Source organism: Lentzea guizhouensis, from assembly GCF_001701025.1.
GTDB lineage: Bacteria > Actinomycetota > Actinomycetes > Mycobacteriales > Pseudonocardiaceae > Lentzea > Lentzea guizhouensis.
In genome coordinates this window covers 3,043,258-3,068,212 of the sequence record NZ_CP016793.1, presented here as the reverse complement: position 1 = coordinate 3,068,212, position 24,955 = coordinate 3,043,258, and the positions used below count along the sequence as shown (strand labels likewise).

Genomic DNA, 24,955 nt, shown 5'->3' with positions numbered 1-24,955 from the left:
TGTGCGCTCCCGCCTGCCCGTGCGACGGAAAATCGCCTGCCGCCCACGAGGCGGGTCACCGATAATCGGCTGATGATCAAGCTGATCGCCACCGACCTCGACGGCACCCTGCTGCAGCCGGGCGGTGTGCTCAGCGAGCGCACCCGCGCCACCCTCGACGCGGTCGACGCGGACGTCGTCGTGGTGACCGCGCGGCCGCCGCGGTTCGTCGAGAACCTGGGGTTCCAGGGCACGGCGGTCTGCTCGAACGGCGCGATGGTCTACGACCTGACCAACCAGGAGGTCACGCACGCGCAGACGGTGCCGCTGGACGTGGTCCGCAAGGTGTCGGAGGCGCTCGCGGAGGTCATCCCGAACGTCGGCATCGCGGTGGAGACCGGGCTGGAGGTGTTGTGCGAGCCCGCGTTCAGGGGGTTCAGCGCCAACAACCCGCACCGGACGCTGGAGCTGCTCGACCACGTCTTCGACGAGGCGCACCAGGTGGTGCAGATGCTCGCGTGGGCGCCGGACAGCGAGTCGGACCACATGATGGAGATCGCCAGGGAGGCGGTCGGGCAGCACGTCTCGGTCACGCACTCCGGCGGGCTCGGGTTGCTGGAGATCAGCCCGCCGGGGGTGTCGAAGGCGGCGACGCTCAAAGCGTTGTGCGGCGCCAGGGGGATCGGCAGGCACGAGGTCGTGGCGTTCGGAGACATGCCCAACGACCTGTCGGTGCTCGGGTGGGCGGGCACGGCGTACGCGATGGGCAACGCGCACCCGCTCGTGAAGCAGGCCTGCGCGAACCATGCGCCGCCGAACACCGAGGACGGCGTCGCCCAGGTCCTCGAACAGCTCTTCCGGCTCTAGCCGCCGGATTTCACCGACGCGGCACCGAGGTGGGTCCGGCCACCTCGGCACCGAGCGCCGTCACCCGCCGCCGCAGCTCGCGGTCGGCGGTCACCACCGTCACCGGGCGGTCGGCGCCTTCGACCCGGACCACCTCGACGATCGCGTCGTCGCCGGAGTGCTCGGCGGCGACGACGCGCACGTCGGGAACGCTGGACACGGTGCGCGCCTTGCCCTCCACGACCAGGACGACCTCTTCGTCCCGGCCGCGCAGGGCGTCGCGCAGGCGTTCGGCCGCTCCCGCCCGGTCACGCCACCACCCGTCGGGCACCGATCCCACGACGTTGGCTGCATCGACCACGAGCAACGGCTTCACGCCCGCCAGCCTGCCTCAGCCCCGGCGAGCTCGCAGCGCGTCCAGCGAGTCCGGGTCGGCGCCGGCGTCCAGCGCGGCAACCGGTGCGGACACCCCGGCCCACCGCTGCACCGCCGCCGTGGCCGCCGCGCGCTGAGCGTCCGGCAGCTTGGCGATGTTCGCGCCGTGGTTGCCACCGGGCACCACGAACGAGAGCGAGTCACGGGTGCCCGGCCCGAGCCGGAACGGTTCCGCGCTCCACGGGTCGTTCTGGCCGTTCACGAACAACAACCGGCTGCCCTGCAAGCGCACCCACCGGTCGACGTCCTTCATCGCGTGCCGGTCGAACCGCGGGAACCTGATGTCGGCCGGCACCATCGTGCGCGGCACCGAAACCCCGGGATACCGCAGGAGATCGTCCACCGCCGACTCGTCCGCCTCCGGCCAGCCGAGCTGCGTGCCGGCCTGGTAGTAGTACGCCGCGTAAGGCGCGACACCGGCGTCGTTGTAGAAGTCCCAGCCGACGGTCTTCTCGATGAACGTCCACAGGTCGTCCGCCGACGCACCGGCCCCCGGCACCAGCGCGCACTGCTCCTGGGTCCCGTACTGCCAGAACGTGAACGGCGTGTCCAGCACCAGCACCTCCAACGCCCGGTGCGCGCCGCCGAACTGCCGGAACGTGTACCCCGCCGCCTCCAGCCGCTGCACGAAGACGTCACGCTGCTGCAGGATCTGCCGTTGCACGCCCTCGAGCCGGCGGTTGCACGACGGGTCGTTGCCGACGTTGCGGATGAACTCGCCGTAGACGTCCCGGTCGTTCACCACGTCGTTCGGTGCGACGTAAGCGATCGTGGCGTCGACGTCACGCGGGAAGAACCGCCGGTGGTAGATCGACGTCATGCCGCCCTTGCTGGCACCGGTCGACAGCCACTTCGCGCCGTAGACCTCCTTGAACGCCTTGACGATCCGGTGGTGGTCGTTGGCCGCCTGCCAGATGTTCAGGTCGTCCCAGTCGGCCGGCGACGGGCGTGAAGGCGCGAAGAACCGCTGCTCGACGCTGAGCTGGTTGCCGTCGACCAGCCGCGCGGGTTCGGACGCACCGATCGTGCCGGACAGGTTGTAGCCGGAGGTGTGCAGCACCATCGGCCGGGAGACGTCCTTGTGCAGCAACGAGAACCGCTGCTCGAACCGGGTCCCGCGCGGCTTGCGGTGGTCGGCGGGCTGCTGGATGCCGAGCACGAACGTCCTGGCGGTGCCGGACGTCCCTTCGCTGATGATCCGCACACCGGGGATGGCGGCGATGCGGTCCTTGATGTCGGGGACGGCGGACGCGATCGAGGCCGTGGCGGTGACCTGCGCCGTTACCAGGCCGAACGCCAGCAGGGAGCGTACGAGTCTGTTCACACACCGACGCTAGCCAGCGCAGGCCGGGGAGCGGACCGGCCGATCGGCGGGACTGCAGGTCTCTTGCAGCGGACTTGGAGACGCCTTGCAGACGCGGGCTCGAACCTTCGACCAAGCCTGAAGAGGGGGACTGGAAATGAAGGTTCGAGAACTCATCGGAACAAGCGCCGTCGCCGTCGCGCTCGTCATGGGAACGGCGAACGTGGCAACGGCGAACGACTTCGGCGCGCAGTTCAACTGCGGCAACTACCCCGTCGGCAAGCAGACGGCCAGGGACGAGGCGCTCGCCAGATCCACGACCTGGCTGCAGGCACGGGTGCCGTACAGCCAGAGCGCCTGCCACGGCAACCAGTTCGGCTCGTACCGCACCGACTGCAGCGGCTACCTGTCGATGATCTGGGGCCTCGGCCACTCCTACACGACCTCGACGCTGCACCAGGTCTCGCACACGATCAACCGCGCCGACCTGCAGCCGGGTGACGCGTTGAACTGGCCGGGCCAGCACACCGCGTTGTTCATCGGCTGGGCGGACGCCGCTCGGACGATCCCGCGGGTGCGTGAGCAGGCAGGCCCGAACGGCTCGCCGACGGTGGAGCGCAACTGGTCGGCCGCCACGGCCGCCAAGTACACGCCTATCCGCTACAACAACATCGTCTCGTACAACGTCCACGGCGACATCGGCACCAAGTGGCGGGCGATGGGCGCGGAGAACAGCATCGTCGGTGCGCCGATCAACAACGAGCAGGCCGGTGCGCCGGGTGGCCGTTGGCAGGGCTTCCAGCGCGGCAACATCTACTGGACGCCCGCGCTCAACGCCCACCCCGTGTACGGCGACATCCTCACGAAGTTCATGAACACCGGCGATGAGCACCGCTGGGGTTACCCGGTCAACGACGAGTCCGCGGGCGCACATGGCGGCCGCTGGCAGAAGTTCCAGGTCGCGCACTTCTACTGGACCTCGGCAACCAACGCGTTCCCCGTCTACGGCGAAATCCTCACCAACTTCATGAACAACGGTGACGAGCACCGCTGGGGCTATCCGCTCATGGAGGAGGCGGCCGGCGCGAACGGCGGCCGCTACCAGAAGTTCCAGAACGGCATCTGGTACTGGTCGGCACGGACCAGTGCCTACCCGGTGCACGGCGACATCCTCACCAAGTTCATGGGCACCGGTGACGAGCACACGCACGGCTACCCGAAGGAAGCCGAGAAGGACTGGGCCGGCGAGGCAGGCGGCCGGATGCAGACGTTCGAGAACTCCACCTTCTACTGGACCGCCGCCAAGGGCGCCTGGTCCGTCCAGAACGGGTGATGGCGATGAAGAAGGCAGTTCTCGCGATCGCCACCCTGTCCCTGCTCCCGCTGGCCGGCGTCGCCGGCGCCGAGCCCGCGCACATCTCCAACGCCGAGATGCAGGCGGCGTGCGCGGTGCCCGGCAACCGGGACATCAACGTCACCCGGACCGTCCACAACGTCGGTCTCCGCCGCGGGGTGTCGGCGAAGGTCATGCTCGCCGGGTTCGAGGCGGGCTGGGTCGAGTCGCACATGAACAACCTCAGCTGCGGCGACCGCGACTCGCTCGGCGTGTTCCAGCAACGGCCTTCGCAGGGCTGGGGCACGCCGGAGCAGATCATGAACGTCGAGTACGCCGCCGACCGGTTCTTCGCCGAGGCCCAGCGCGTGGAACCGAAGTACCCGACCCTGTCGGCGGGTCTGCTGGCGGACAAGGTGCAGCGCTCCTGCTGCCCTGCGCGCTACGACCAGGCGGAGGCCAAGGCGCGGCAGATGCTCGACGAGGTCCGGATCACCGTCCACGGCGACATCGGCACCAAGTGGCGGGCGATGGGTGCGGAGAACAGCGTCATCGGCGCGCCGATCAACAACGAGCAGCCCGGTGCGCCGGGTGGCCGTTGGCAGGGCTTCCAGCGCGGCAACATCTACTGGACGCCAGCACTGAACGCCCACCCCGTGTACGGCGACATCCTCACCCGGTTCATGAACACCGGTGACGAGCACCGCTGGGGCTATCCGGTCAATGACGAGTCCGCAGGTGCGCATGGTGGGCGCTGGCAGAAGTTCCAGGTCGCGCACTTCTACTGGACCTCGGCAACCAACGCGTTCCCCGTCTACGGCGAGATCCTCACCAACTTCATGAACGCGGGCGACGAACACCGCTGGGGCTACCCGCTCATGGAAGAGGCATCCGGCGCTAACGGCGGCCGCTACCAGAAGTTCCAGAACGGCATCTGGTACTGGAGCGCGCGCACCAGCGCGTACCCCGTCTACGGCGACATCCTGCACAAGTTCATGAGCACCGGTGACGAGCACACCCACGGTTATCCGCGGGAGGCCGAGAAGGACTGGACCGGCGAGGCAGGCGGCCGGATGCAGGTCTTCGAGAGCTCGACCTTCTACTGGACGCCCGCCAAGGGTGCCTGGTCGGTGCAGAACTAATCGTTGAAGCTGGCGTAGTAGGACGCTGCCATGTCCTCGTCGCCGTGGCCTCGGGTGACCGCGCGGTTCAGGCGGGCGCCCGAGGCCTGTGCCACGTCCAGCTGCACCCCGGCCCGCACCGCGGCCTCGTTCACCAGCAGCGCGTCCTTCAGGGCGTTCTGCACGGTGAACGCCGGCGGGAAGGAACGTTCGATGATCGCGTTGCCCTTCGTCTGCAGGTACGCGCAGTCCAACGCGCCGCCGCTCACCGCTTCCAGGAACAGCTTCGGGTCGAGCCCGGAGGCCTCCGCGAGCGACACGGCCTCGCCGGCCGCGGCGGTCAGGGCGAGGACCCAGCTGTTCGCGACGAGCTTCAGCCGGGTCGCCGCGCCCGCCTCGCCGACCCACATCGTGCGGGCGCCGATCACGTCGAACACCGGCTGCACCCGGTCGCGCAGCTCCTCGGCACCGCCGGCGAGCACGACGAGCTTGCCCTCGGCCGCGGGCCCGGTGCTGCCGAGCACCGGGGCGTCCACGAACTCCAGCCCGAGCGAACGGGCGAGCGCGACGTGGTCGTCGGTCGCTTCGACACCGACCGTGGAGGCCTGGACCCACACGGCGTCGTGCGGGAGCGAGGGGGCGGCGTCCTGCATGGTGGCGGTGACCGCGGGGCCGTCGTTGAGCATCGTCAGCACGACCTCGACGCCCTCGACGGCGGCAGCGGGCGTGTCCGCGACGGTGGCGCCCTTCCCGGCCAGCGGTTCGGCCTTCGCGCGCGTGCGGTTCCAGACCCGGACGTCGTGTCCGGCTGCGGCGAGGTTGGCTGCGATGGGGGCACCCATGAGGCCGGTGCCGAGCACGGCGATCTTCATGTCCCCAGCAAACAAGAAACCTCGCGGTGCTGCCAGGTCGGGGGTCCGACAGCACCGCGAGGTCAACCGTGACATCGGCTTGCCGATGCTCTCTGTTACACGGGCAGCATACTGTGAGCCGGATCACGTTTAACAGAGTGAAACCCCTGGAGCGCGGGAGGTGCTCCAGGGGTTTCCCGTTGGGGAGGCACTCGCGCCGGGGCGCCGTGCGAGTGCCGGGTTCGTGAGTGTCAGCGCAGGGTCGTGACCTGAGCCTGGGCGATGGCCATCAGCTCGTGACGCATGGCCGGGGTGGTGGCCATGTCGATCGCGCGAGCCACGGCCTTCCGGTTGCGCGCCTCGGCACGACGGGCGCGGAGCTTCGCTGCGAAGTTCATCTCGGTCTGCACTTCCCTCTCGGAGGTCTGGTGGGCTGGTGACTCAAGTATGCACCCTGAGACCGGCGAAAGCACGTGATTATCCGGTGAAGTGGAGCACAGGCCGATGAATCATCGGTCGACAACGTGAACGGCCGGACAACGGCAGTCAGTCCTCCCGGCCGAGCAGGAACCGGCCGAAGTGCGGCACGGTGAAGGCGATCTGACCCCGTTCCGCGCTGTAGACCAGGCCTTTCTTGATGAGCGAGTCCCGTGCGGGCGACAGCGAGGACGGTTTGCGGCCCAGCTGGTCGGCCACCTGGGCGGTGTTGACCCCGGCATCCTTTCCGTCGGTCAACTCGGCCATCGCCCGGAGATACTCGCGTTCTGCGGGTGTTGCACGCTCGTATCGGGAGCCGAAGAACCCCACGGCGAGCTCGGCGTCGGCCTCCGGAGCGGCCACCGAGACGTCCAGCGCGCTGATCGGGTCGGCCGGGGCGGCGTCCCAGGCGGCCTTGCCGTAGGCCTGGATGAAGTACGGGTAGCCGCCGCTCGCGTCGAACAACGCGTCCAGCGCCTCGTCGGTGATGCCGGCGTCCTCGCGTTCGACCGGGGCGAGCACCGCGCGGTCGGCGTCCTCGCGGCTGAGCCGGTCGATCCGGACGTACCGGAAGAGCCGCTCCGAGTAGGACTTGCTCGCGCTCAGCACGGCCGGCAGGTGCGGCAGGCCGGCACCTACCACCACGAGCGGCGCGCCGAGCTGGGACAACTCGTGGCAGGCGGCGCACAACGCACTGATGTCGTCCGGTTTGAGGTCCTGCATCTCGTCGATGAGCAACGCGACGCCGGTACCGACGTCCTGCGCGAGCTCGGCGACGTCGGTGAACAGCTCGACCAGGTCGATCTCGATGTCACCGGAGTCCGCCCTGCCGCTGGCCGCCGGCACGTCGATGCCCGGCTGCCAGCGGTCGCGCAGCTTGGCGCCGTCCGGAGCGGCTCGCAGCGCAAACGCTTTCAGCACCCCGAGGATCGCCTCGACCCGGTCCGGCGCGCGGTGCCGCACGGCCAGGTCGCGGATCGCCCGGTGCAGCGCCGCGGACAACGGCCTGCGCAGGTCGGCGTCCGGCCGCGCCTCGACCTTGCCCGCACCCCAGCCGCGTTTCACCGCCATCGACCGCAGCTCACCCAGCAACACCGTCTTGCCGACCCCGCGCAGCCCGGTGAGCACGAGGCTGCGCTCGGGACGGCCGCGGGCGACGCGTTCGAGGACGACCTCGAACGCCGAGACCTCCTTGTCCCGGCCGGCAAGCTCAGGAGGCCGCTGGCCTGCACCGGGAGCGAACGGGTTGCGCACCGGGTCCATGCCTCGCACCGTATCGGCGTTTCTAGGGCCCGAAGTAGAGACGCGCAGACGAACTTCGACTCGGGCCGTATTCGACTGTCTAGCGATATAGCTAGACAACCGAATAGTTGCGGATGGAGTGGGCTGGCGGTTGGGTGGGCGGTGTGGCTGAAGTCGTGACGAAGGGGACCGGCGAGGTCGAGCGCATCGCCGACCGCGCCCAGGTGGACGTGACGTTCGAGGCGCTCGGCGCCGAGCGCTCCGAGGCGGTGAGCATCCTCAACCAGCGCATCTCCGCCGTGGAACCGCTGCTGGAGGACTTCGAGGTGCGTTCGCGCCAGCTGTCCGTGCACGACAACTGGGACAACAACCAGCGCACCGGCAGCCGCGCGACCCAGCAGTACGTGATCTGGGTGGCCGACCTCGACAAGCTCGACGGCCTGCTCGCCGAGCTGGTGCAGGCCGAGCCGTCGTGGGTGAACGGGCCGTCGTGGACGCTGGTCGACGACACCGAGGCGATCCGCGAGGCGCAGAAGGAGGCCGTGGCCGATGCGTTGCGTCGCGCCGAGGGTTACGCGACCGCGCTGGGGCGGCGGCTCGGGCCGTTGCTGCGCATCGGTGACACGGACGGCGGCGGGTACTCGCCGAAGATGATGCGCAGTGCGTCGTTCGAGATGGCGGGACCGGCCGGGATGGTGGACCAGCTGAACCTGAAGGCGCAGCAGATCACGGTGAGCGCGAGCTGCACGGCTGCCTGGGCGTTGCTCGACTAGTGGCGCGTCGCTGCTAGATCTTCAGCGCGGCCTTCCGGCAGGAGTTCGCGCGGTACTCCAGGAACGTGCCCTTCGGATCCTCGAAGCGGCGCCACGGCGCACCGTCCGCCCGGCTGCCGAGCGCTCGGAACTGCTCGATCACCTCGGCGAAGCGGTTGTGGTCGTACAACGCGAGGACCAGGTGGCCACGGTCGTCGTTCGACAGCTCGTCCTCGGCCAGGAGCTGCTCCACCGCGCCGGCCACGAGGTCGGTGCGCCAGATGAGCGGGTCGTCGTCCTCCAGCAGGAACGCCGCCCGCAGGACCAGAGCGGGGCCGGCGTTCGCCGCGAAGTCGAGCAGCACGTCCGACGACTGCCCCGCCCAGTACTCCAGGGCGTCCTCGTGGGCGGCGCGATGCCCTGGGGCGCGGCTGACGAGCCCGTGCCAGATCTCGGCGAAGCGCGCCTGGTCGACCGAGAGCCCGCCGGCGACCTGGACGAGCGTCCACCACGGCGTCGGGTCCTGCGGGGCGAGCTCGGCCGCGTGCCGCGCCGCGCGTTCGGCCCGGCGCAGCACGCGGTGGAAGCCGTCCACGTGGTCCTGCTCGTCGCTCTCGCCGAGGATCTCCTTCGCCACCCGGACCCACGCGGCCGCGTCGAGCACGGCCAGGTCCCGGTCCGGCTGCTCGTCGCGCCAGTTGGTCAACCAGTCGTCCGTGCGCGCGCCTTCCCGCGCGAGCGACAGGGTGACGCGGGCGCGTTCGTCCCAGTCGCCCCAGGTGGCCTGCATCGCTTTCGAGGCCTGCTCCCACCGGCCGCGGGAGGCGGCCGTGATCGCGCGGGCCAGCACCGGGTCCTCCTCGGGGAAGAAGTCCCGGACGAGCGCGTCCGGCACCAGGCCCCAGCGCTCCGGATCGGCGTGTCTGGTCGGGTCGAGCACCACTGCGTTCTCCTAGCGGGTCGGGACCTGGTCGACACGGAGGCCAGCGAGCGCCGCGCGCAGGCCTGCCGTGGAGCCCCTGTCGTCGGTGGCCTCCTCGATCTCCGCGGTGAGATCGGGACCGTGGAACGTCGTGGTGCCGAGCCAGTCGGACTCCCAGCGCGCCCGGTGCTGGTCAGCGAGGGTGAGCTCGACGAGCGCGGTCAGCTCCCCGATCAGCAGTCCGCGGGCGTACTCGCGCCGCACCCTCGGCCCCGACGTGCCGCTGCCGGGCCGGAGGTCGGTGCGCAGCAACGAGGCCAGCCCGCCGTCGTCGAGCGTGTCGAGGACGGCACCCAGGGACCCGCCACCGACGCGCACCAGGCGCCGTGACCGGTCCACCTGTGTCGCCTGGGCGGCCGCATGCGACAGCGTGGCCCAGTCGACGCGTTGCTTCACGCCGAGCTCCTCGACCAGCTCGCTGACCAGGGTCCTGTCCATCACCGCGCCGTTGTCCGCGAGCAGCGCACCGGCCGGCCGGTCGGGCCCCCTGTTCGGCACGGCCAGCGCGGCGACGGCGGCGATCCGCTCCGGCAACGGCGGGTGGGAGTCGTACGGGCTGAGCACCCGCTCCGGCGGGTTCTGCCGAATCTCGTCGAGGTAGCTCCGCAGTTCCGGTGAACCGCGCAGCCCCGCGAACGCCTCGAAGATCGTCGTCGGCAGGAACCCCGCCTCCCAGGCCGGGCGGAAGTGCCTGTCGTGGAACAGGGTCCAGGCGTCTGCGACCACCGGCAGCTCCCGCAGCGAGCTGACCGCGGCCTCGGTCCCGGCGATGCGGGTGGCCGTCGCGTCGGCGGCGAGCTCCTGCCGGCGCGACAAGGACGCCGTGACCGCGAAGTAGAGCTTCGCGTAGTACGCGTACATCACGCCGACGACGGCGTGGTACCAGGAGCGGTTGTTCAGCTTGGTCAGCATGCGGATCAACGCCACACGCCCGGCCACCACCACACCGAGCAACCTCGTGTCGCGGTTGCTGTAGTGGCCGAGCTCGTGCGCCAGGACGAAGCTCAGCTGCCGCTCGGTCAGGCACGCGAGCAGCGGCGCACCCACGTACATCCGGCGGGTGGTCGCGACGAGGCCGAGCAGCCTGGTGCGCTGCGACACCGCGGCGTTCGCCTCCGGCACGACGAAGATGCTGTCCGGCGGACGCGTGCCGACCTCGGCGGCGAGCCGGCGGACCAGTGCCCACAGCTCGGGCTCGTCCTGCTCGTCCACCGGGACACCGCGCACCTCGTCGTCCGAGCCGCCCGCGATCGTGAACAGACCGCTGAGCAGGGCGAACGCCAGCATTGCGCCGACCACGGCGGACCAGGCGAGGGCGATCGGCCGGTCGTTGACGAAGAACAGCACGTTGACCAGGACGATTCCGGCCAGCGCCGCCAGTGTGAGGACGTACAACCCCACCAGCAGCGCGACCGCGATCACAGCACGCATCACTTACCCCCAGGACCGCACCTCGCGGTTCGGGGAAAGTGTGCACGATGGACGGTGCTATCCGGCAGCGAGTTCCCAGAAGTCGCGCATCACCGGCGGCGACGCGGGGCTCGTCATGGCCGTCCGGGTGAGCAGCACGGTCGCTTTCCCCTGCGACGCAACGACGTGCGCCGCCGTACCGGCCCCGCCGACCCAGCCGTAGCGGCCGGGGACGTTCCACGGGTCGCGGTCCACGACGTCGACGCTGCCGCCGTGGCCCCAGCCCTGTCCCTCCAGGAAGATCTCCGCGGTCTCGCGCTCGTCCGCCGTCATCGTGTCGTTCGCCAGCACCGGCAGCAGATCGCTCGCGAGCAGACCGCGGCAGAACGCCAGCAGGTCGTTCGCGGTGGAGCTCAGACCTCCGGCACCGGACGGGAAGACCGGGCTGAGGAAGCTGGTGGCGGTCATGCCGAACGGCGCGAAGACGCGCTCGGCCAGGAAGTCCGGCAGGGACCCGGTCACGCGGTCGAGCAGCACGCCGAGCACGTCGTAGGAGGTGTTGTAGAGCCAGCCCTCACCCGGCTGGTGCAGCAGCGGCACCTCAGCGAGCCGCGGCAGCCATTCGTCCGGCGCCGGCAGGTCGGGACGGTCGTGCAGGTGCGCCTTCTCGAACAGCTTCTCGGTGGCGGGCAACGAGAAGTCCGCTGCGAAGCCCCAGCCGGACCGGGACGTCTGCAGGTGCCGCACGGTGATCGGCGTGGTCGCCGCGACCACGTCGTCCACCGGGCTCTGCGGTGTGCGGACGACCTTCGGTTCGGCCAGTTCGGGCAGCCACTTCGCGATCGGGTCGTCCAGCGCGATGCCGCCGTCCTGCACCAGCGACTGCGCGGCGTACGCGACGATCGGCTTGGTGACCGAGGCGATCGCGAACACCGAAGCGCGGGTCTCGCCGCCGACCGCCGCGAACTCGACGTCGTCACCGCGGGCGACGAGCGCCACGGCGTTCGGGGTGGTCGCGCGGTGGGTCTCCAGCACGTCCTGCAGGGTCATGGTCGCCATCCTCATCCTCAGCGGGTTCGGATGCTTTGACCTCAGGACCGCGCGGAACTCATCGCTCCAGGACCGCCGTGATCCCCTGACCGCCCGCGGCGCAGATCGACACGAACCCGCGTCCGCTGCCCTTCTGGTGCAACAGCTTCGCGAGCGTGGCCACGATCCGCGCACCGGTCGCCGCGAACGGGTGCCCGGCGGCGAGCGACGAGCCGTTGACGTTGAGCTTGGCGCGGTCGATCTCGCCGAGGCCGGTCTCCCAGGCCTTCAACGTGGCGAGGACCTGGGACGCGAACGCCTCGTGCACCTCGTAGAAGTCGAACTCCTGCAGCTTGAGGCCCGCCTTCTCGAGCATCCGCGGCGCGGCGTGCACGGGCGCCATGAGCAGGCCCTCCTCGCCGTGCACGTAGTCGACGGCGGCGGTCTCGGCGAAGGTCAGGTGGGCGAGCACCGGGAGGTTGCGGGCGGCGGCCCACTCCTCGGTGGCGAGCAGGACCGCGGAGGCGCCGTCCGACAGCGGCGTGGAGTTGCCGGCGGTCATGGTGTCGCCGAAGACCGGCTTGAGCTTGGCGAGCTTCTCGACGCTGCTGTCCGGGCGGAGGTTCTGGTCGCGGGTGAGGCCGAGGTAGGGCGTGACGAGGTCGTCGAAGAAGCCCTCGTCGTAGGCGCGGGCGAGGTTGCGGTGGCTGCGCGCGGTCAGCTCGTCCTGGTCCTCGCGGGTGATGCCGTACTTCGCGGCGGTGACGGCGGCGTGCTCGCCCATGGACATGCCGGTGCGCGGTTCGCCGTTGCGCGGCAGGTGCGGGACGACGTGGCTGGGGCGCAGCTTGGCGAGCAGGCTGACCTTGCGGGTGCGGTTGAACTCCAGCAGCAGCTTGCGGAAGTTCTCGTTCACCCCGATCGGCGCGTCGCTGGTGGTGTCGACGCCGCCCGCGATGCCGGCCTCGATCTGGCCGAGCGCGATCTTGTTGGCCACCGCGACGATCGCCTGCAGACCGGTGCCGCACGCCTGCTGGAGGTCGTAGGCGGGCGTCTGCGGGCTGAGCCCGCTGCCGAGCACCGACTCGCGCACGAGGTTGAAGTCGCGCGAGTGCTTGAGCACGGCGCCCGCGACCACCTCGCCGAGGCGTTCGCCCTGCAGGCCGAACCGGCTGACCAGGCCGTCCAGCACCGCGGTGAGCATGTCCTGGTTCGAGGCGGTGGCGTACGGGCCGTTCGAGCGGGCGAACGGGATGCGGTTGCCGCCGATGATCGCTACGCGCATGCCGTCATACTACCTACTAGCGGGTAGACTTACTAGCGAGTAGGTTGTGTGACGTGGACAGGTACCAGAAGTTCGCCTCGTCGGGGCTCGGCCGCCAGCTCGTGCGCAGGCTCGGCCTGCCGAACCCGCACCCACTGCGCCGTGACGCCGCCCTGGCCACGCCGGTTCTGGTCGGTGGCGCCTCCCGGCTGCCCTTCCTCAAGCAGCTCGAAACCGGGTCCGCACCCTACGGCGCGCTGGTGTTCGACGCCTCCGACATCGACACCGTGGCCGACCTGCGGCAGCTGCACGACTTCTTCCACCCGGTGATCACGCAGCTCGGGCCGTGCGGGCGGGTGGTCGTGATCGGGCGGTCGCCGGACTCGGTGGCGCAACGGGCTCTCGAAGGCTTCGTGCGTTCCGTCGGCAAGGAGCTGCGACGGGGTGGCACGGCGAACCTGGTCTATGTAGCCGACGGGGCCGAAGACGGGGTCGAGTCGACGCTGCGGTTCCTGCTGTCCGGACGGTCCGCGTACGTGTCGGGGCAGGTCGTCCGCGTGTCCGAGGCGGCGTCGACCGGCACGCTGGAGGGCAAGGTCGCGCTCGTCACGGGTGCCTCGCGGGGCATCGGTGAGGCGATCGCGACGACACTGGCCCGCGACGGCGCGCACGTGGTGTGCCTGGACGTGCCCGCGGCCGGCGAGGACCTGTCGAAGGTCGCGAACGCGGTCGGCGGGTCGGCGGTGCAGCTCGACATCACCGGCGATCCCGCGAAGCTGACCTCGTACCTGCTGGAACGGCACGGCGGCGTCGACGTCGTCGTGCACAACGCGGGCATCACCCGCGACAAGACGCTGGCGCGCATGGACGCGGACAAGTGGGACGCGGTGCTGGAGGTCAACCTCGCCTGCCAGGAGCGGATCAACGCGGCCCTGCTGGAGGGCGACGTGCTGCGCGCCGGCGGGCGGATCGTCGGCGTGTCGTCGATCGCCGGGATCGCGGGCAACGTCGGCCAGACCAACTACGCCACCTCGAAGGCCGGCGTGATCGGGATGGTCAACGCGCTGGCTCCGGTGCTGGCCGGGCGCGGGGCCACGATCAACGCCGTCGCACCCGGTTTCATCGAGACGAAGATGACCGCGGCCGTGCCGTTGCTGACCCGTGAGGCCGGGCGGCGGATGAACAGCCTGGCGCAGGGCGGGCTGCCGGCGGACGTGGCGGAGACCGTCGCGTGGTTCGCCTCGCCGGGATCCGGTGGCGTGAACGGGAACGTCGTGCGGGTCTGCGGCCAGATGCTGCTGGGGGCGTGATGTTGCTGAAGGCGGCGCTCACGTCGTTCCGGCGCAGCGACTCCCTTGCCGCAGAACCGGTTTCGGCCACGTACGACGTCTCGCTGAAGCACCTGGCGGCGTACGACGAGGTGTGCGGGTTCGGGCTGCGCGACGCGTTGCCGCTGACCTACCCGCACGTGCTGGGCTTTCCGTTGCAGATGGAGCTGATGACCGGCGCCGGGTTCCCGTTCCCCCTGCCCGGCCTGGTGCACGTCGCGAACCGGATCACGCAGTCGCGGCCGTTGACGCTGGACGAGCCGCTGGAGGTCACGGTGTCGGCGCGCGACCTGCGACCGCACCCGCAGGGCACCCAGGTCGACGTCGTGACGTCGGTGTCCGGGGTCTGGGAAGGGGTGTCGACCTACCTGCGGCGCACCGGGTCCGGCTCGTCGTCGGGCGAGGAGCTGCAGCGCCCGGCCGGGTCGGCGGTGTGGCGGGTGCCCGCGGACATCGGCCGGCGCTACGGCGCGGTGTCCGGCGACCGCAACCCGATCCACCTGCACCCGTTGAGCGCCAAGCTGTTCGGGTTCCCGCGGGCGATCGCGCACGGGATGTGGACCAAGGCGCGCTGCCTCGCGGCGCTGGAGGGCCGGCTGCCCGAGGCGGTGTCGGTGGACGTGAGGTTCAAGAAGCCGTTGCTGATCCCGGGACGCGTCGAATTTTCGGCGCGCGAGGACGCGAACGGCTGGGGGTTCGCCGTCTGGGGCAAGGGCCCCCACCTGGTGGGCTCTGCCCGGAGCTCAACGCCGTGACGGCGGGTGCCACACGTTGCCGTCGACGAGGTCGCCGAAGCCCATCCACACGAGGTTCATGAGCCTGGCCGCGACCACGCCGGCCGGTTCCTCGGGGTGGTCGAGCCACCAGTCCGCGAGCGACTCACCGGCACCGACCAGCGCGGCGGCCAGCGACTCCGCCTCCAGCTTGGTCGCCGGCGCCTTCGTCGACTGGGTGAGCAGCGCGGCGACCAGCGACACGGCCCGCCCGCGCATGTCCGTCAGCTCGGCCGCGAACGGCCCGCCCTGCGAGGACGCCTGCCGGTGCAGCACCTGCCAGCTCGCCCGGTTCTCCCCGACGAACCCGAAGAACGCGCGCAGCCCGCTCCACAGCTGCACGTCCGGTTCCTGGTCGGGCTCGACGCCGGTCGCGATGGCCTCCATCATCCTGGTGGCCTCGCGCCGGATGCAGGTCGCGAACAGCTCTTCCTTCGACCCCAGGTAGGCGTAGAGCATGGGCTTGGAGATGCCCGCGACGTCGGAGATCTCGTCCATCGACGCCGCGTGGAAGCCGAGCCGCGAGAACACGTCGACGGCAGCGTCCATGATCTGCCGCTCACGCACCGCGCGTGGCAAGCGCTTGGCTCGACCTTCTGTGCGCATCACTACCCCTCGTTCTGAAGGCACAAGATTATCCGATCGGCTTGCCGCTCTATCTACTCATCAGTAGTCTTACTCGCGAGTAGGTACCAGGAGGTGTCCCGATGACGCTCGACCTCACCACCGAGGCGGTCGCGAAGCTCAGCCCCGCCGAGCTGATCGGCACGTTGCAGCAGATCTCACCGGACGACCCGGCGCTGAAGAACGTCGACATCGACGTCATCGCGCGCGGCATCGACCCGAAAAAGCTGGGCAAGGACGACTTCGCCGCACTGCTGAACGCCCTGGCCGCCCTCGCCGACGGCGGCGCCGACCTCGACCTCTCCAAGATGGACCCGTCGAACTTCGCCCGCATCATCTCGCGCGCGTCGAAGGACCAGATCGAGGCCGTCGTGGCGGATCCCTCGTTGCGCGTGCGGGTGCTGGACGAGGTGTTCCGCCGCATGGAGGTCCACTTCCGCGCGGACCGGGCCGGTGCGACCCGTGCCGTCGTGCACTTCCACGTGCTCGAGGACGTCTACGAGGCCATCATCGAGAACGCCGAGTGCACCATCAACAAGGGCGTGACGCGCGAGGCCCGTGCGATCGTCACCCTGACGCCCGCCGACTTCCTCAAGCTCGCGACCGGCAACGCCTCCGCCCCCGTGCTGTTCATGACGGGCAAGCTGAAGGTGAAGGGCGACCTGGGGTTCGCGGCCGGGTTCATGAGCCTGTTCAACATCCCGAAGGCCTGACGGAGAGGTTTTGCAGTGGGTGGCTTCTCGCTCGAACTGAACGAAGACCAGACCGACCTGCGCGACTGGGTGCACGGCTTCGCCCGGGACGTGATCAGGCCGGCCGCCTCCGAGTGGGACGAGCGCGAGGAGACGCCGTGGCCCGTGATCCAGGAGGCCGCGAAGATCGGTCTTTACGGCTTCGAGGCCCTCGCGACCTGGTTCGCCGACCCGATCGGCCTCTCCCTGCCCATCGCCACCGAGGAGCTCTTCTGGGGTGACGCCGGCATCGCGCTCTCGCTGATGGGCACCGGCCTGGCCGTCGCGGGCATCTTCGCGGGCGGCGAGCCGGAACAGCTGGCCGAGTGGGTGCCGGAGTGCTTCGGCGACGAGTCGGACCCGAAGCTGGCGGCGTTCTGCGCCTCCGAACCCCAGGCGGGCTCCGACGTGGCCGGCTACCGCACGCGGGCGCGCTACGACGAGGCCACCGACGAGTGGGTGCTGAACGGCCAGAAGGCCTGGGCGACCAACGGCGGCATCGCGAACGTGCACGTGGTGACGGCCGTCGTTGATCCTGCTCTGGGATCTCGCGGCCAGGCCGGCTTCATCGTGCCGCCTGGCACTCCGGGGTTGTCCTCTCCCGGGAAGATCAAGAAGCACGGCATGCGTGCGTCGCACACGGCGGACGTGTTCCTGGACGACGTGCGGGTGCCCGGACGTTGTGTGCTGGGCGGCAAGGAGCGGTTGGAGAAGCGGCTGGCGCGCGCTCGTGAGGGCCTGAAGGCCGGCGGCCAGGCGGCGATGGCGACGTTCGAGACCACGCGTCCGACGGTCGGCGCGATGGCCGTGGGTGTGGCGCGCGCCGCCTACGACTACGCGCTGGAGTACGCGAAGGACCGCGAGGCGTTCGGCCGCAAGATCATCGAGAACCAGTCGATCGCCTTCGACCTCGCCAACATGCGAATGGAGATCGACGCGTCGCGGCTGCTGGTCTGGCGGGCGGCGTGGATGGGGCGCAACAACGTGCCGTTCACCGCGGGCGAGGGCTCGATGTCGAAGCTCAAGGCGTCCGAGGTGTCGGTGTGGGCGACCGAGCGGGCGATCCACATCCTGGGTGGGGCCGGGTACACGCGCGAGCACCCGGTGGAGCGGATGCACCGGGACGCGAAGATCTTCACGATCTTCGAGGGGACTTCGGAGATCCAGCGGCTGGTGGTGTCGCGGATGATCTCGGGGATGCAGATCAGGTGACCCGTGCGGGCGGCGCGGCATAGGCGGGAACAACATGTCCGCGCCCTCCCAGCGGTAGAGCTCGGCCGGCCTGCCGCCTTTGTGCTTTCTGCGGGTCTCGCCGACGGGGACGATGACCGATTTGTAGTTTTCGGTGATTTTGCGGCGGAAGTTCGTGGCGTTCAGCGGGACGCCCCACACGATCTCGAAAACGCGGCGCAGCTCCGGGAGCGTGAACGACTCGGAGAGGAAGGCCGTGGCGAGGTTGGTGCACTCCAGTTCGCGGCGGACCGCCTCGATCGCGTCGCGCAGGATGGTGGCGTGGTCGAAGGCGAGGCGGTCGAAGAGGGTGTCCTCGACCTCGATCCAGTCGGCGCGGTGGGCGTCGCCGCCGCCGACCGGGGCCGGGAGGTTCGGGGCCACGGCGAGGAACGCGGTGGTGATGACCCGGCCACGCGGATCGCGGTCGGGATCGGAGTAGGTCCTGAGCTGGCGCAACGGAAGCGTGGTCGCGTCGAGGCCGGTTTCCTGCTGCAGTTCGATGCGGGCGGTGGTCTCGAGGGCTTCACCCGCGCGCAGAAAGCCGCCGGGCAGGGCGAGCTTGCGGCGGAACGGTTCGGTGCCGCGCACGACGAGCAGGACCTTGAGCTGGTCGTCCCGCACGGTCAGCACGACCAGGTCCACGGTGTGCTGCACCGAGGCGCGGAGGGAATCGCGGGACGACGTCGACATCAGACACCGGCCTCGCGTGTTTGCACCGTTTTCATGAGCTCGTCGACCGAACAAAGGGAAACCTCGATCGGCAGGTCTTCCGGCTCTTCGGAGAAATAGACCGGAATTCCCCTCTCCTGGACGCAGCCGAGTTCGTAACAGGTGGTGCGCCCGATGTACCCACCGGGCGCGACCACGTAGACGACATCCGATTCGAGGATCTTCGCCAGGGTGGCCGCCTGGATGTCGAGGTTGGATGTCGAGGTTGGTCAGCTCCGGCAGGTCGGACTCGAAGCGGACGTAGGCGGCACCGGGGTTGACGATGCGCGAGACCACGGGCGACCTGACCTCGAAGCCGGCCTCGGTCAGCTGCTCGACGACCGCCACGACCTCGGCGTAGTGCTGGCGGAAGCTGCCGATCACGGCGACGGCGAACCCCATCACCGACCACCACCGGAGCCGCGGCGCAGCCGGCGGACGAGCTCGGCCGCGGCCACCGAGACCGTGGTGACGGCGGCGGTGGCGATCGCCGGGTCGTAGCCGATGTAGACCAGCAATGCCGCCAAGCCGAAGACCAACAACACGATCAGGACAGCATAAGCTTCCTTCCACCCGCCGCGCTGCTTTGTCGGGCTGGCCATCGCGAACACCTCCTCGAATTGCTTTCGAGGTTCAGGGTCGCACGGTTGACAAGGCCAGCGCTAACAGCGAACTATTCAACTTGAACTAAACCCGACAATTCAGGTAAGGCTTTCCAACGAGAGGTGAACCTCACCTGTTCACCCGATTTCGGGCAGCTCCAGCACCTTGCTCACGTGCTGTTCGAGGTCCTTGGGGTGCAACGCCAGCAGGACCGTGTCGTGGGCGCGGCGGAAGTGCAGCACCACGAGGTTCGGCTCGACCTGCCACGCCTCGTCGTCATCGGTGACCTTCTCGACCCGGCCCTCCTGCGGGCTGAAGATGATCTGCTCGTTCCAGATGACCTTCGTCGGCCCGAAGAAGAGCTCACCCTCCTCCCACCGGCCGTCGAGGTAGACGGCACCACGGCCGCGCAGGTGGTCGTCCCCGCCGGGCGACATGATCTCGCCGAGCACACCGCCGAGCAGTTCGAACAGAGCAGACATGTGAACGACCCCCTTCGTTGTCACAGGAACGAGCTGGGCGCCCAGCTGGTTCCCGTTCCCGAGAGGCTCAGCCCAACGGCGTCCCCGCAGCACGCAGCCACTCGCGCTCGCGGGAGTTGTCCGGCATGGCCGGCCACCCGTTGACCCGGCCGATCAGCACCCAGTAGTGCTCGGCACGCGGGTCGGCGAAGTCCGCGAACTCACGCAACCGCTGCACGACCGTCTCGTCGTTCGGCACGTCGAGCGCCTCCGCCCACTTGGCGTTGACGCGGGCGACGACCTCCTTCGCCTCCGCTGACTCCGGCGCGATCCCGGCCTCGATCGCCTGCCGCGCCTGGTCGATGGAGTAGTTGAACGTCTCCATCTGGTTGCCACCCGACGGCGGCGTCATGCTCACGTCGTTGCGCCGGTACTCCTCGTGCTGCTGCGACATCCGCTTGATCACCGCGCGGAAGTCCGGGTCCTGCACGAGCTTCGCGAGCTCGACCCACGCCTCCAGCTGCTCCGGCGTCGGGTCGTCCGGCAGCTCGATCCGCACGGACCGCATGTGCTGCTCGAACTGCGGGTCCAAATCGTACGGCCCGAACACGTCCTCGAAGAAGTCGTCGAGGATGCGCTGCCGCTCCTCGTCCGACATCCGGGCCAACTCGTTCATCAGTTCCATCTCCCCTCCTTTGGCGACGGCGCGCAACACGGCACGGCGCAGCCGCAACGTCTTCATCTGCGCGTCGATCGCATCCGCATGTGCCCGCGCCACATCGGTCACCGCCACCTCCCGCGCCAGCACCCGCCCGGCCGTCGGCAGGTCCACGCCCAGGTCTCGCAGCGTGCGGACCAGCTTCAGCCGGGCGACCGCCTCGGCGTCGTAGGTGCGGTAACCGCCGGCGGTCCGGTCGGTGGGCGGGATGAGGCCCGAGTCCGAGTAGAACCGGATGGTCCTGACGGTGAGGCCGGTCATCCTGGCCAGCTCGCCGATCTGGTAGCGCGTCACGGGGACAACTGTGCAGTCTCCAGTAGCTGGAGGGTCAACCTGAATAACCGAAAGGGTGGTTGAGCAGCGACAAAGCCCCCGCGCCGAAGCGCAGGGGCCTTGTCACGGGTTACCTCACCAGGTCGCCGATCCTGCTGAAGTTGAGGACCAGCACGAACGTGTTGGGCGCCTGACGGCCGTCCGGCCGCCAGTTCCTTTCACGCCGCAGGAGGTTCGCCTCTTCAAGGTTGGCGGCTGCACGCGTAACCGTGCGCTTGTGCAGTCCCAGTGCATACGCGAGTTGTGCGTTTGACACCGTGACCACGCCATTGACCGCGATTTCAGCGAGGTGCTCCAGCAGACGCTTGTCGGTCGGGTCGTCCAGGATGATCTGACGTGCCCAGTGAATACCAGTACTCATCGAAACCAGGGCCCTCTCGGCTGCAGATCGGGAATTTCCCGACCCCAAGGGCCTGGTCACGCGGTTCCGCCGGAGGGCGAACCGAGATCGTCTCGTTCACAAGGACGAGGGTTCCAGAGTCTCGACGTCCTCGACACCCACCTATGCCGAGCAGCGAAAAGACCCCCGCGCCGAAGCGCAGGGGCCTTGTCACGGGCTGGTTCAGTAGGTCATCGCGATGCCCGGCTCGGCCAGCAGCGCGCCGACGTCGGCCAGGAACTGCGAGCCCTGCTGGCCGTCGACCACGCGGTGGTCGAACGACAGGGCGAGCTGGCAGATCTTGCGGACCTTGATCTCGCCGTCGACCACCCACGGCATGTCGCGGATCGCGCCCAAGGCGAGGATCGCGGACTCGCCGGGGTTGAGGATCGGCGTGCCGGTGTCGACGCCGAAGACGCCGACGTTGGTGATCGTGATGGTGCCGTTCATCATGTCGGCCGGGGAGGTCTTGCCGTCGCGGGCGACTGTGGCGAGCTCGTCGAGTGCGACCGCGAGTTCCTTGAGCGACATGCGGTCGGCGTCGCGGACCTTCGGGACCACCAGGCCGCGCGGCGTGGCGGCCGCGATGCCGAGGTGGACGTAGTCCTTGTAGACGATCTCGTTGGCCGCGGCGTCCCAGGTGGCGTTGACGTCCGGCGTGCGGCGGGCCGCGAGGATGACCGCCTTGGCGCAGAACGCCAGCGGGGTCAGCTTCACGCCGCGGAACTCGGGGTGGTTCTTCAGCCGGGCCCGCAGTTCCATCATCGGCGTGACGTCGACCGTCAGGAACTCGGTGACGTGCGGTGCGGTGAACGCGCTGTCCACCATCGCCTGCGCGGTCGCCTTGCGGACGCCCTTGATCGGCACCCGGCGTTCGCGCGAGCCGTTGTCCACGGAGGACGCCGCGGCGGGAGCGGCGGCGGGTGGTGCGGAGACCGCGTTCTCCACGTCGGACCGGGTGATCACGCCGTTGGGACCGGAGCCCGTGAGCGCGTACAGGTCGACGCCGAGGTCCTTGGCCAGCTTGCGGACCGGCGGCTTGGCCAGCGGCACGTAACCGCCGGGGGCGGCCACAACGGGTTGCGGCGCGACCGGAACCGGGGGTGCCACGACCGGAGCCGGGGCCGCGACCGGGCCGGAGGTGCCGCGACGGCGGCCGGCGTGATCACGGCGGCCGCGTTGGCCACGGCCGGGGCGTCCTTGCGTGCGCGGCGCTTGGCCGTGCCGGACTTCGGGCCGTAGCCGACGAGCGTCGCGATGCGCCCGCCTGGCATCTCCTCGCCGATCTTGCCGGACGAGGAGCCGTTCGCCTCGGCCGAAGCCGCAACGGGAGCAGCGGCGGGAGCGGGTGCGGCCGCGCCACCGGGGTCGGTGTCGATCGTGATGATCGGGACGCCGACCTCGACGGTCTGGCCGGGCTCGGCGAGCAGCTCGGTCACGACGCCGGACCACGGGCACGGCAGCTCGACAGCGGCCTTGGCCGTCTCGATCTCGACGATGATCTGGTTGACCGTGACCGTGTCGCCCGGCTTGACGTGCCAGGTGAGGATCTCGGCCTCGGTCAGCCCCTCTGCCGTGTCAGGCAGGGGGAATTGCTTGTACTGCGGCATTTCCGTTGGTCCCCTTACCAGGCGAGAGAGCGGTCGACGGCGTGCAGCACCCGGTCGAGGTCGGGGAGGAACTCCTCCTCGAGCTTCGACGGCGGGTACGGGGTGTCGAAACCGGTCACCCGCAGCACCGGTGCCTGCAGGGAGTAGAAGCACTCCTGCTGGACCTTCGCTGCAATCTCGCTGGCGATCGAGGACTCGGACGGCGCCTCGGACACGACGACCAGCCGGCCGGTGCGGCGCACCGACTCGAACACGGGCTCCAGGTCCAGCGGCGACAGCGAGCGCAGGTCGATGACCTCGAGCGAGGTGCCGTCCTCAGCGGCCGCGTTGGCGGCGTCGAGAGAGGTGCGGACCATCGGGCCGTAGGCGACCAGCGTGGCGTCCGTGCCCGAGCGCAGCACGCGCGACTCGAATAGCGGGCCGGGCTTGGCCGTGGTGTCGACCTCGCCCTTCTCGTAGTAGCGGCGCTTGGGCTCGAAGAACAGCACCGGGTCGTCGCAGTCGATCGCCTGCTGGATCATCCAGTACGCGTCGGACGGGTTCGAGCACGAGACGACCTTGAGGCCGGCGGTGTGCGCGAAGTACGACTCCGGCGACTCCGAGTGGTGCTCGACGGCGCCGATGCCACCGCCGAACGGCACGCGGATCACGATGGGCATCTTGATCCGGCCCTGCGTGCGGTAGTGCAGCTTCGCGACCTGCGACACGATCTGGTCGAAGCCGGGGAAGATGAAGCCGTCGAACTGGATCTCGCACACCGGGCGGTAGCCGCGGATCGCGAGGCCGACGGCGGTGCCGATGATGCCGGACTCGGCGAGCGGCGTGTCGAGCACGCGCTGCTCACCGAAGTCCTTCTGCAGACCGTCGGTGATGCGGAAGACACCGCCGAGCTTGCCGATGTCCTCGCCCATCATGATGACCTTGGGGTTGGCCTCCATGGCGGCGCGCAGGCCCAGGTTCAGGGCCTTCGAGATCGTGAGCGTCTGCACCGGGGTCGCCGGGGCGGCAGCGGTGGAGCGGTCCATCGTCGGAGCAGCCATCAGTGCTCACCTCCAGCAAAACCCGAGACGTAGTCGAGGAACTCATCGCGCTGCGCTTCGAGGTTGGGGTTGCCCTCGGCGTAGACGTTGCTGAAGATCCGTTCAGCGGGCGGGTCGGGCATGTTCGTGCAGAACTCCCGCAGCTCCTCGCCCAGCGCGTCGGCCTCGGCCTCGATGCTGTCGAAGAACTCGCTGTCGGCCCACTGCTGGCGCACCAGGTAGACCTTCACGCGCTCGATCGGGTCCTTGAGCTTCCACATCTCCAGCTCGTCGGACAGCCGGTAGCGGCTCGGGTCGTCGGAGGTGGTGTGCGCGTCCATCCGGTAGGTGAACGCCTCGATCAGGATGGGGCCGTTGCCGTGGCGGCACTCGTCCAGCGCCCACTTCGTCACGGCGAGCGTCGCGAGGACGTCGTTGCCGTCGACGCGGATGCCGGGGAAGCCGTAGCCGCGGGCGCGCTGGTACAGCGGCAGGCGCGACTGGCGCTCGGTGGGCTCGGAGATGGCCCACTGGTTGTTCTGGCAGAAGAAGACGAGCGGCGCGTCGTAGACCGCGGCCCACACGAAGCCCTCGTGCACGTCACCCTGGCTGGTCGCGCCGTCGCCGAAGAAGCACATGGTGGCTTCTCCCTCGTCGTCGCCGACCTTGCCGTCGAACTTCTGGCCCATCGCGTACCCGGCCGCGTTGAGGACCTGGTTGCCGATGACGATCGTGTACGGGTGGAAGCGCTTCTCGACCGGGTCCCAGCTGCCCATGTCGGTGCCGCGGAAGATGCCGAGCAGGTCCGTCGGGTTGATCCCGCGGGTCCACGCGATGCCGTGCTCGCGGTAGCTCGGGAAGGCCATGTCCGTCTGGCGCATCGCGCGGCCGGCGCCGATCTGCGCGGCCTCCTGACCGAGCAGCGGCACCCAGATGCCGAGCTGGCCCTTGCGCTGCAACGCGTTGGCCTCGCGGTCGACGCGGCGGATCAGGACCATGTCGCGGTACAGGCCGCGGAGCTCCTCCGCCGTGATGTCGATGTCGAAGTCGGGGTGCGTGACCCGCTCGCCCTCCGGGGTGAGCAGCTGCACCAGGTCGGCGCCGCCCTCGTCTGTTGCTCGCAAGCCTGCGATCACCTGTTCCGCTGTCGGTTTTGCGGCAGTGGCGGCCGGCGCTGCGTCCGGCTCAGGGTGCGTCCATTGCTCAGGGGACGACATGCGCCTTCTCCTCTGTCTTCTCCGACCGCCTGATCGCTCGTGACGACCTCGTGCGGCGACGTCGGCGGTCGCCGCCAACCCTGTGGGGCCGGAGGCAGCCGTCGACGGTGACGGTGGCTTACGACCACATCCTGACACGGCCTCACCCGAGTTGGTGAGACCCGTCCCACTTCGTAACACACGAGTCAACGTTC

24 protein-coding genes and 2 pseudogenes are annotated in these 24,955 nt (G+C 69.6%); 8 read left to right on the top strand and 18 right to left on the bottom strand.

What is annotated here, in order from left to right; all coding sequences use genetic code 11:
* Positions 1-72: 72 nt before the first annotated feature.
* Positions 73-846 carry an HAD family hydrolase gene (locus tag BBK82_RS15285; protein WP_065915619.1) on the top strand — a complete coding sequence of 258 codons (774 nt, stop codon included), beginning with the start codon at positions 73-75 and terminating at the stop codon, positions 844-846.
* A gap of 10 nt (positions 847-856) precedes the next feature.
* Here BBK82_RS15285 and BBK82_RS15280 read toward each other — a convergent pair whose 3' ends face one another.
* Both BBK82_RS15280 and BBK82_RS15275 read right to left on the bottom strand, forming a co-directional pair.
* Positions 857-1,201: a PIN domain-containing protein gene (locus BBK82_RS15280; protein WP_218920622.1), complete on the bottom strand. Its 345-nt coding sequence runs from the start codon at positions 1,199-1,201 to the stop codon at positions 857-859.
* Positions 1,202-1,216: 15 nt separating this feature from the next.
* Positions 1,217-2,584 carry a S28 family serine protease gene (locus BBK82_RS15275; protein WP_237048205.1) on the bottom strand — a complete coding sequence of 456 codons (1,368 nt, stop codon included), beginning with the start codon at positions 2,582-2,584 and terminating at the stop codon, positions 1,217-1,219.
* Positions 2,585-2,720: 136 nt separating this feature from the next.
* Between BBK82_RS15275 and BBK82_RS15270 the strand changes: the two genes are divergently transcribed.
* Both BBK82_RS15270 and BBK82_RS15265 read left to right on the top strand, forming a co-directional pair.
* Entirely contained in the window at positions 2,721-3,896 is a 1,176-nt protein-coding gene (locus BBK82_RS15270) for an LGFP repeat-containing protein (protein ID WP_065915617.1), read from the top strand.
* A 5-nt stretch (positions 3,897-3,901) separates the two neighbouring features.
* Positions 3,902-5,038, top strand: a complete 1,137-nt coding sequence (locus tag BBK82_RS15265) for an LGFP repeat-containing protein (protein WP_154697330.1) — start codon at positions 3,902-3,904, stop codon at positions 5,036-5,038.
* On the opposite strand, the gene BBK82_RS15260 is transcribed toward BBK82_RS15265, so the two are convergent.
* From BBK82_RS15260 to BBK82_RS15255, 3 genes are all read right to left on the bottom strand, one after another.
* Positions 5,035-5,889 (bottom strand): NAD(P)-dependent oxidoreductase, encoded by an 855-nt coding sequence (locus tag BBK82_RS15260; protein WP_065915615.1) that lies wholly within the window; start codon positions 5,887-5,889, stop codon positions 5,035-5,037. The genes BBK82_RS15265 and BBK82_RS15260 overlap by 4 nt on opposite strands.
* Before the next feature lie 230 nt (positions 5,890-6,119).
* On the bottom strand, positions 6,120-6,266 hold the full coding sequence (locus BBK82_RS51600; RefSeq protein ID WP_167969512.1) for a hypothetical protein: 147 nt from the start codon (positions 6,264-6,266) through the stop codon (positions 6,120-6,122).
* A 148-nt stretch (positions 6,267-6,414) separates the two neighbouring features.
* The gene (locus BBK82_RS15255) at positions 6,415-7,608 is read right to left on the bottom strand and encodes an ATP-binding protein (protein WP_065915614.1); all 1,194 of its coding nucleotides are present in this window, start codon (positions 7,606-7,608) and stop codon (positions 6,415-6,417) included.
* 143 nt (positions 7,609-7,751) lie between these two features.
* Between BBK82_RS15255 and BBK82_RS15250 the strand changes: the two genes are divergently transcribed.
* Positions 7,752-8,360, top strand: a complete 609-nt coding sequence (locus BBK82_RS15250; protein WP_065921085.1) for an SIMPL domain-containing protein — start codon at positions 7,752-7,754, stop codon at positions 8,358-8,360.
* Between the two features lie 13 nt (positions 8,361-8,373).
* Here the strand turns inward: BBK82_RS15250 and BBK82_RS15245 are convergent, their stop codons facing one another.
* The 4 genes from BBK82_RS15245 to BBK82_RS15230 are packed head-to-tail and all read right to left on the bottom strand — an operon-like array spanning position 8,374 to position 13,045.
* Positions 8,374-9,282 (bottom strand): hypothetical protein, encoded by a 909-nt coding sequence (locus BBK82_RS15245; protein WP_065915613.1) that lies wholly within the window; start codon positions 9,280-9,282, stop codon positions 8,374-8,376.
* 9 nt (positions 9,283-9,291) lie between these two features.
* Positions 9,292-10,752, bottom strand: coding sequence for a M48 family metallopeptidase (locus tag BBK82_RS15240; RefSeq protein WP_065915612.1), 1,461 nt, complete (start codon positions 10,750-10,752; stop codon positions 9,292-9,294).
* 57 nt (positions 10,753-10,809) lie between these two features.
* Entirely contained in the window at positions 10,810-11,781 is a 972-nt protein-coding gene (locus BBK82_RS15235; protein WP_065921084.1) for a serine hydrolase domain-containing protein, read from the bottom strand.
* Positions 11,782-11,839: 58 nt separating this feature from the next.
* On the bottom strand, positions 11,840-13,045 hold the full coding sequence (locus BBK82_RS15230; RefSeq protein ID WP_065915611.1) for an acetyl-CoA C-acetyltransferase: 1,206 nt from the start codon (positions 13,043-13,045) through the stop codon (positions 11,840-11,842).
* 53 nt (positions 13,046-13,098) lie between these two features.
* Between BBK82_RS15230 and BBK82_RS15225 the strand changes: the two genes are divergently transcribed.
* Entirely contained in the window at positions 13,099-14,334 is a 1,236-nt protein-coding gene (locus BBK82_RS15225; RefSeq protein WP_065915610.1) for a 3-oxoacyl-ACP reductase, read from the top strand.
* Positions 14,334-15,107, top strand: coding sequence for a MaoC family dehydratase (locus BBK82_RS15220; RefSeq protein ID WP_065921083.1), 774 nt, complete (start codon positions 14,334-14,336; stop codon positions 15,105-15,107). Before BBK82_RS15225 ends, BBK82_RS15220 begins: the two co-directional genes overlap by 1 nt.
* Here the strand turns inward: BBK82_RS15220 and BBK82_RS15215 are convergent.
* The gene (locus BBK82_RS15215) at positions 15,096-15,731 is read right to left on the bottom strand and encodes a TetR/AcrR family transcriptional regulator (protein WP_071812860.1); all 636 of its coding nucleotides are present in this window, start codon (positions 15,729-15,731) and stop codon (positions 15,096-15,098) included. The two genes, BBK82_RS15220 and BBK82_RS15215, sit on opposite strands and share 12 nt — an antisense overlap.
* A gap of 101 nt (positions 15,732-15,832) precedes the next feature.
* Here BBK82_RS15215 and BBK82_RS15210 point away from each other — a divergent pair, with 101 nt between their 5' ends.
* Entirely contained in the window at positions 15,833-16,462 is a 630-nt protein-coding gene (locus BBK82_RS15210) for an SCP2 sterol-binding domain-containing protein (protein ID WP_065915608.1), read from the top strand.
* 15 nt (positions 16,463-16,477) lie between these two features.
* On the top strand, positions 16,478-17,692 hold the full coding sequence (locus tag BBK82_RS15205; RefSeq protein ID WP_065915607.1) for an acyl-CoA dehydrogenase family protein: 1,215 nt from the start codon (positions 16,478-16,480) through the stop codon (positions 17,690-17,692).
* Positions 17,693-17,803: 111 nt separating this feature from the next.
* On the opposite strand, the pseudogene BBK82_RS56715 reads toward BBK82_RS15205, so the two are convergent.
* From BBK82_RS56715 to pdhA, 8 genes and pseudogenes are all read right to left on the bottom strand, one after another.
* Positions 17,804-18,403 (bottom strand): annotated as a pseudogene (locus BBK82_RS56715) (NUDIX domain-containing protein); the annotation flags it as partial.
* A gap of 419 nt (positions 18,404-18,822) precedes the next feature.
* A complete protein-coding gene (locus tag BBK82_RS15195) occupies positions 18,823-19,023 on the bottom strand; it encodes a hypothetical protein (protein WP_154697329.1) in 201 nt (66 codons plus the stop codon).
* 138 nt (positions 19,024-19,161) lie between these two features.
* On the bottom strand, positions 19,162-19,506 hold the full coding sequence (locus BBK82_RS15190) for a hypothetical protein (RefSeq protein ID WP_065915604.1): 345 nt from the start codon (positions 19,504-19,506) through the stop codon (positions 19,162-19,164).
* A 67-nt stretch (positions 19,507-19,573) separates the two neighbouring features.
* On the bottom strand, positions 19,574-20,497 hold the full coding sequence (locus tag BBK82_RS15185) for a helix-turn-helix domain-containing protein (RefSeq protein ID WP_154697328.1): 924 nt from the start codon (positions 20,495-20,497) through the stop codon (positions 19,574-19,576).
* Between the two features lie 109 nt (positions 20,498-20,606).
* The gene (locus BBK82_RS15180) at positions 20,607-20,897 is read right to left on the bottom strand and encodes a MarR family transcriptional regulator (protein ID WP_071812606.1); all 291 of its coding nucleotides are present in this window, start codon (positions 20,895-20,897) and stop codon (positions 20,607-20,609) included.
* Positions 20,898-21,098: 201 nt separating this feature from the next.
* Positions 21,099-22,525: pseudogene (locus tag BBK82_RS15175) on the bottom strand (dihydrolipoamide acetyltransferase family protein).
* Between the two features lie 14 nt (positions 22,526-22,539).
* Positions 22,540-23,565 (bottom strand): alpha-ketoacid dehydrogenase subunit beta, encoded by a 1,026-nt coding sequence (locus BBK82_RS15170; protein ID WP_065915602.1) that lies wholly within the window; start codon positions 23,563-23,565, stop codon positions 22,540-22,542.
* Positions 23,565-24,761 (bottom strand): pyruvate dehydrogenase (acetyl-transferring) E1 component subunit alpha, encoded by a 1,197-nt coding sequence (gene pdhA / locus BBK82_RS15165; RefSeq protein ID WP_071812605.1) that lies wholly within the window; start codon positions 24,759-24,761, stop codon positions 23,565-23,567. The genes BBK82_RS15170 and pdhA overlap by 1 nt, the downstream gene beginning before the upstream one ends.
* Between the last annotated feature and the right edge of the window lie 194 nt (positions 24,762-24,955).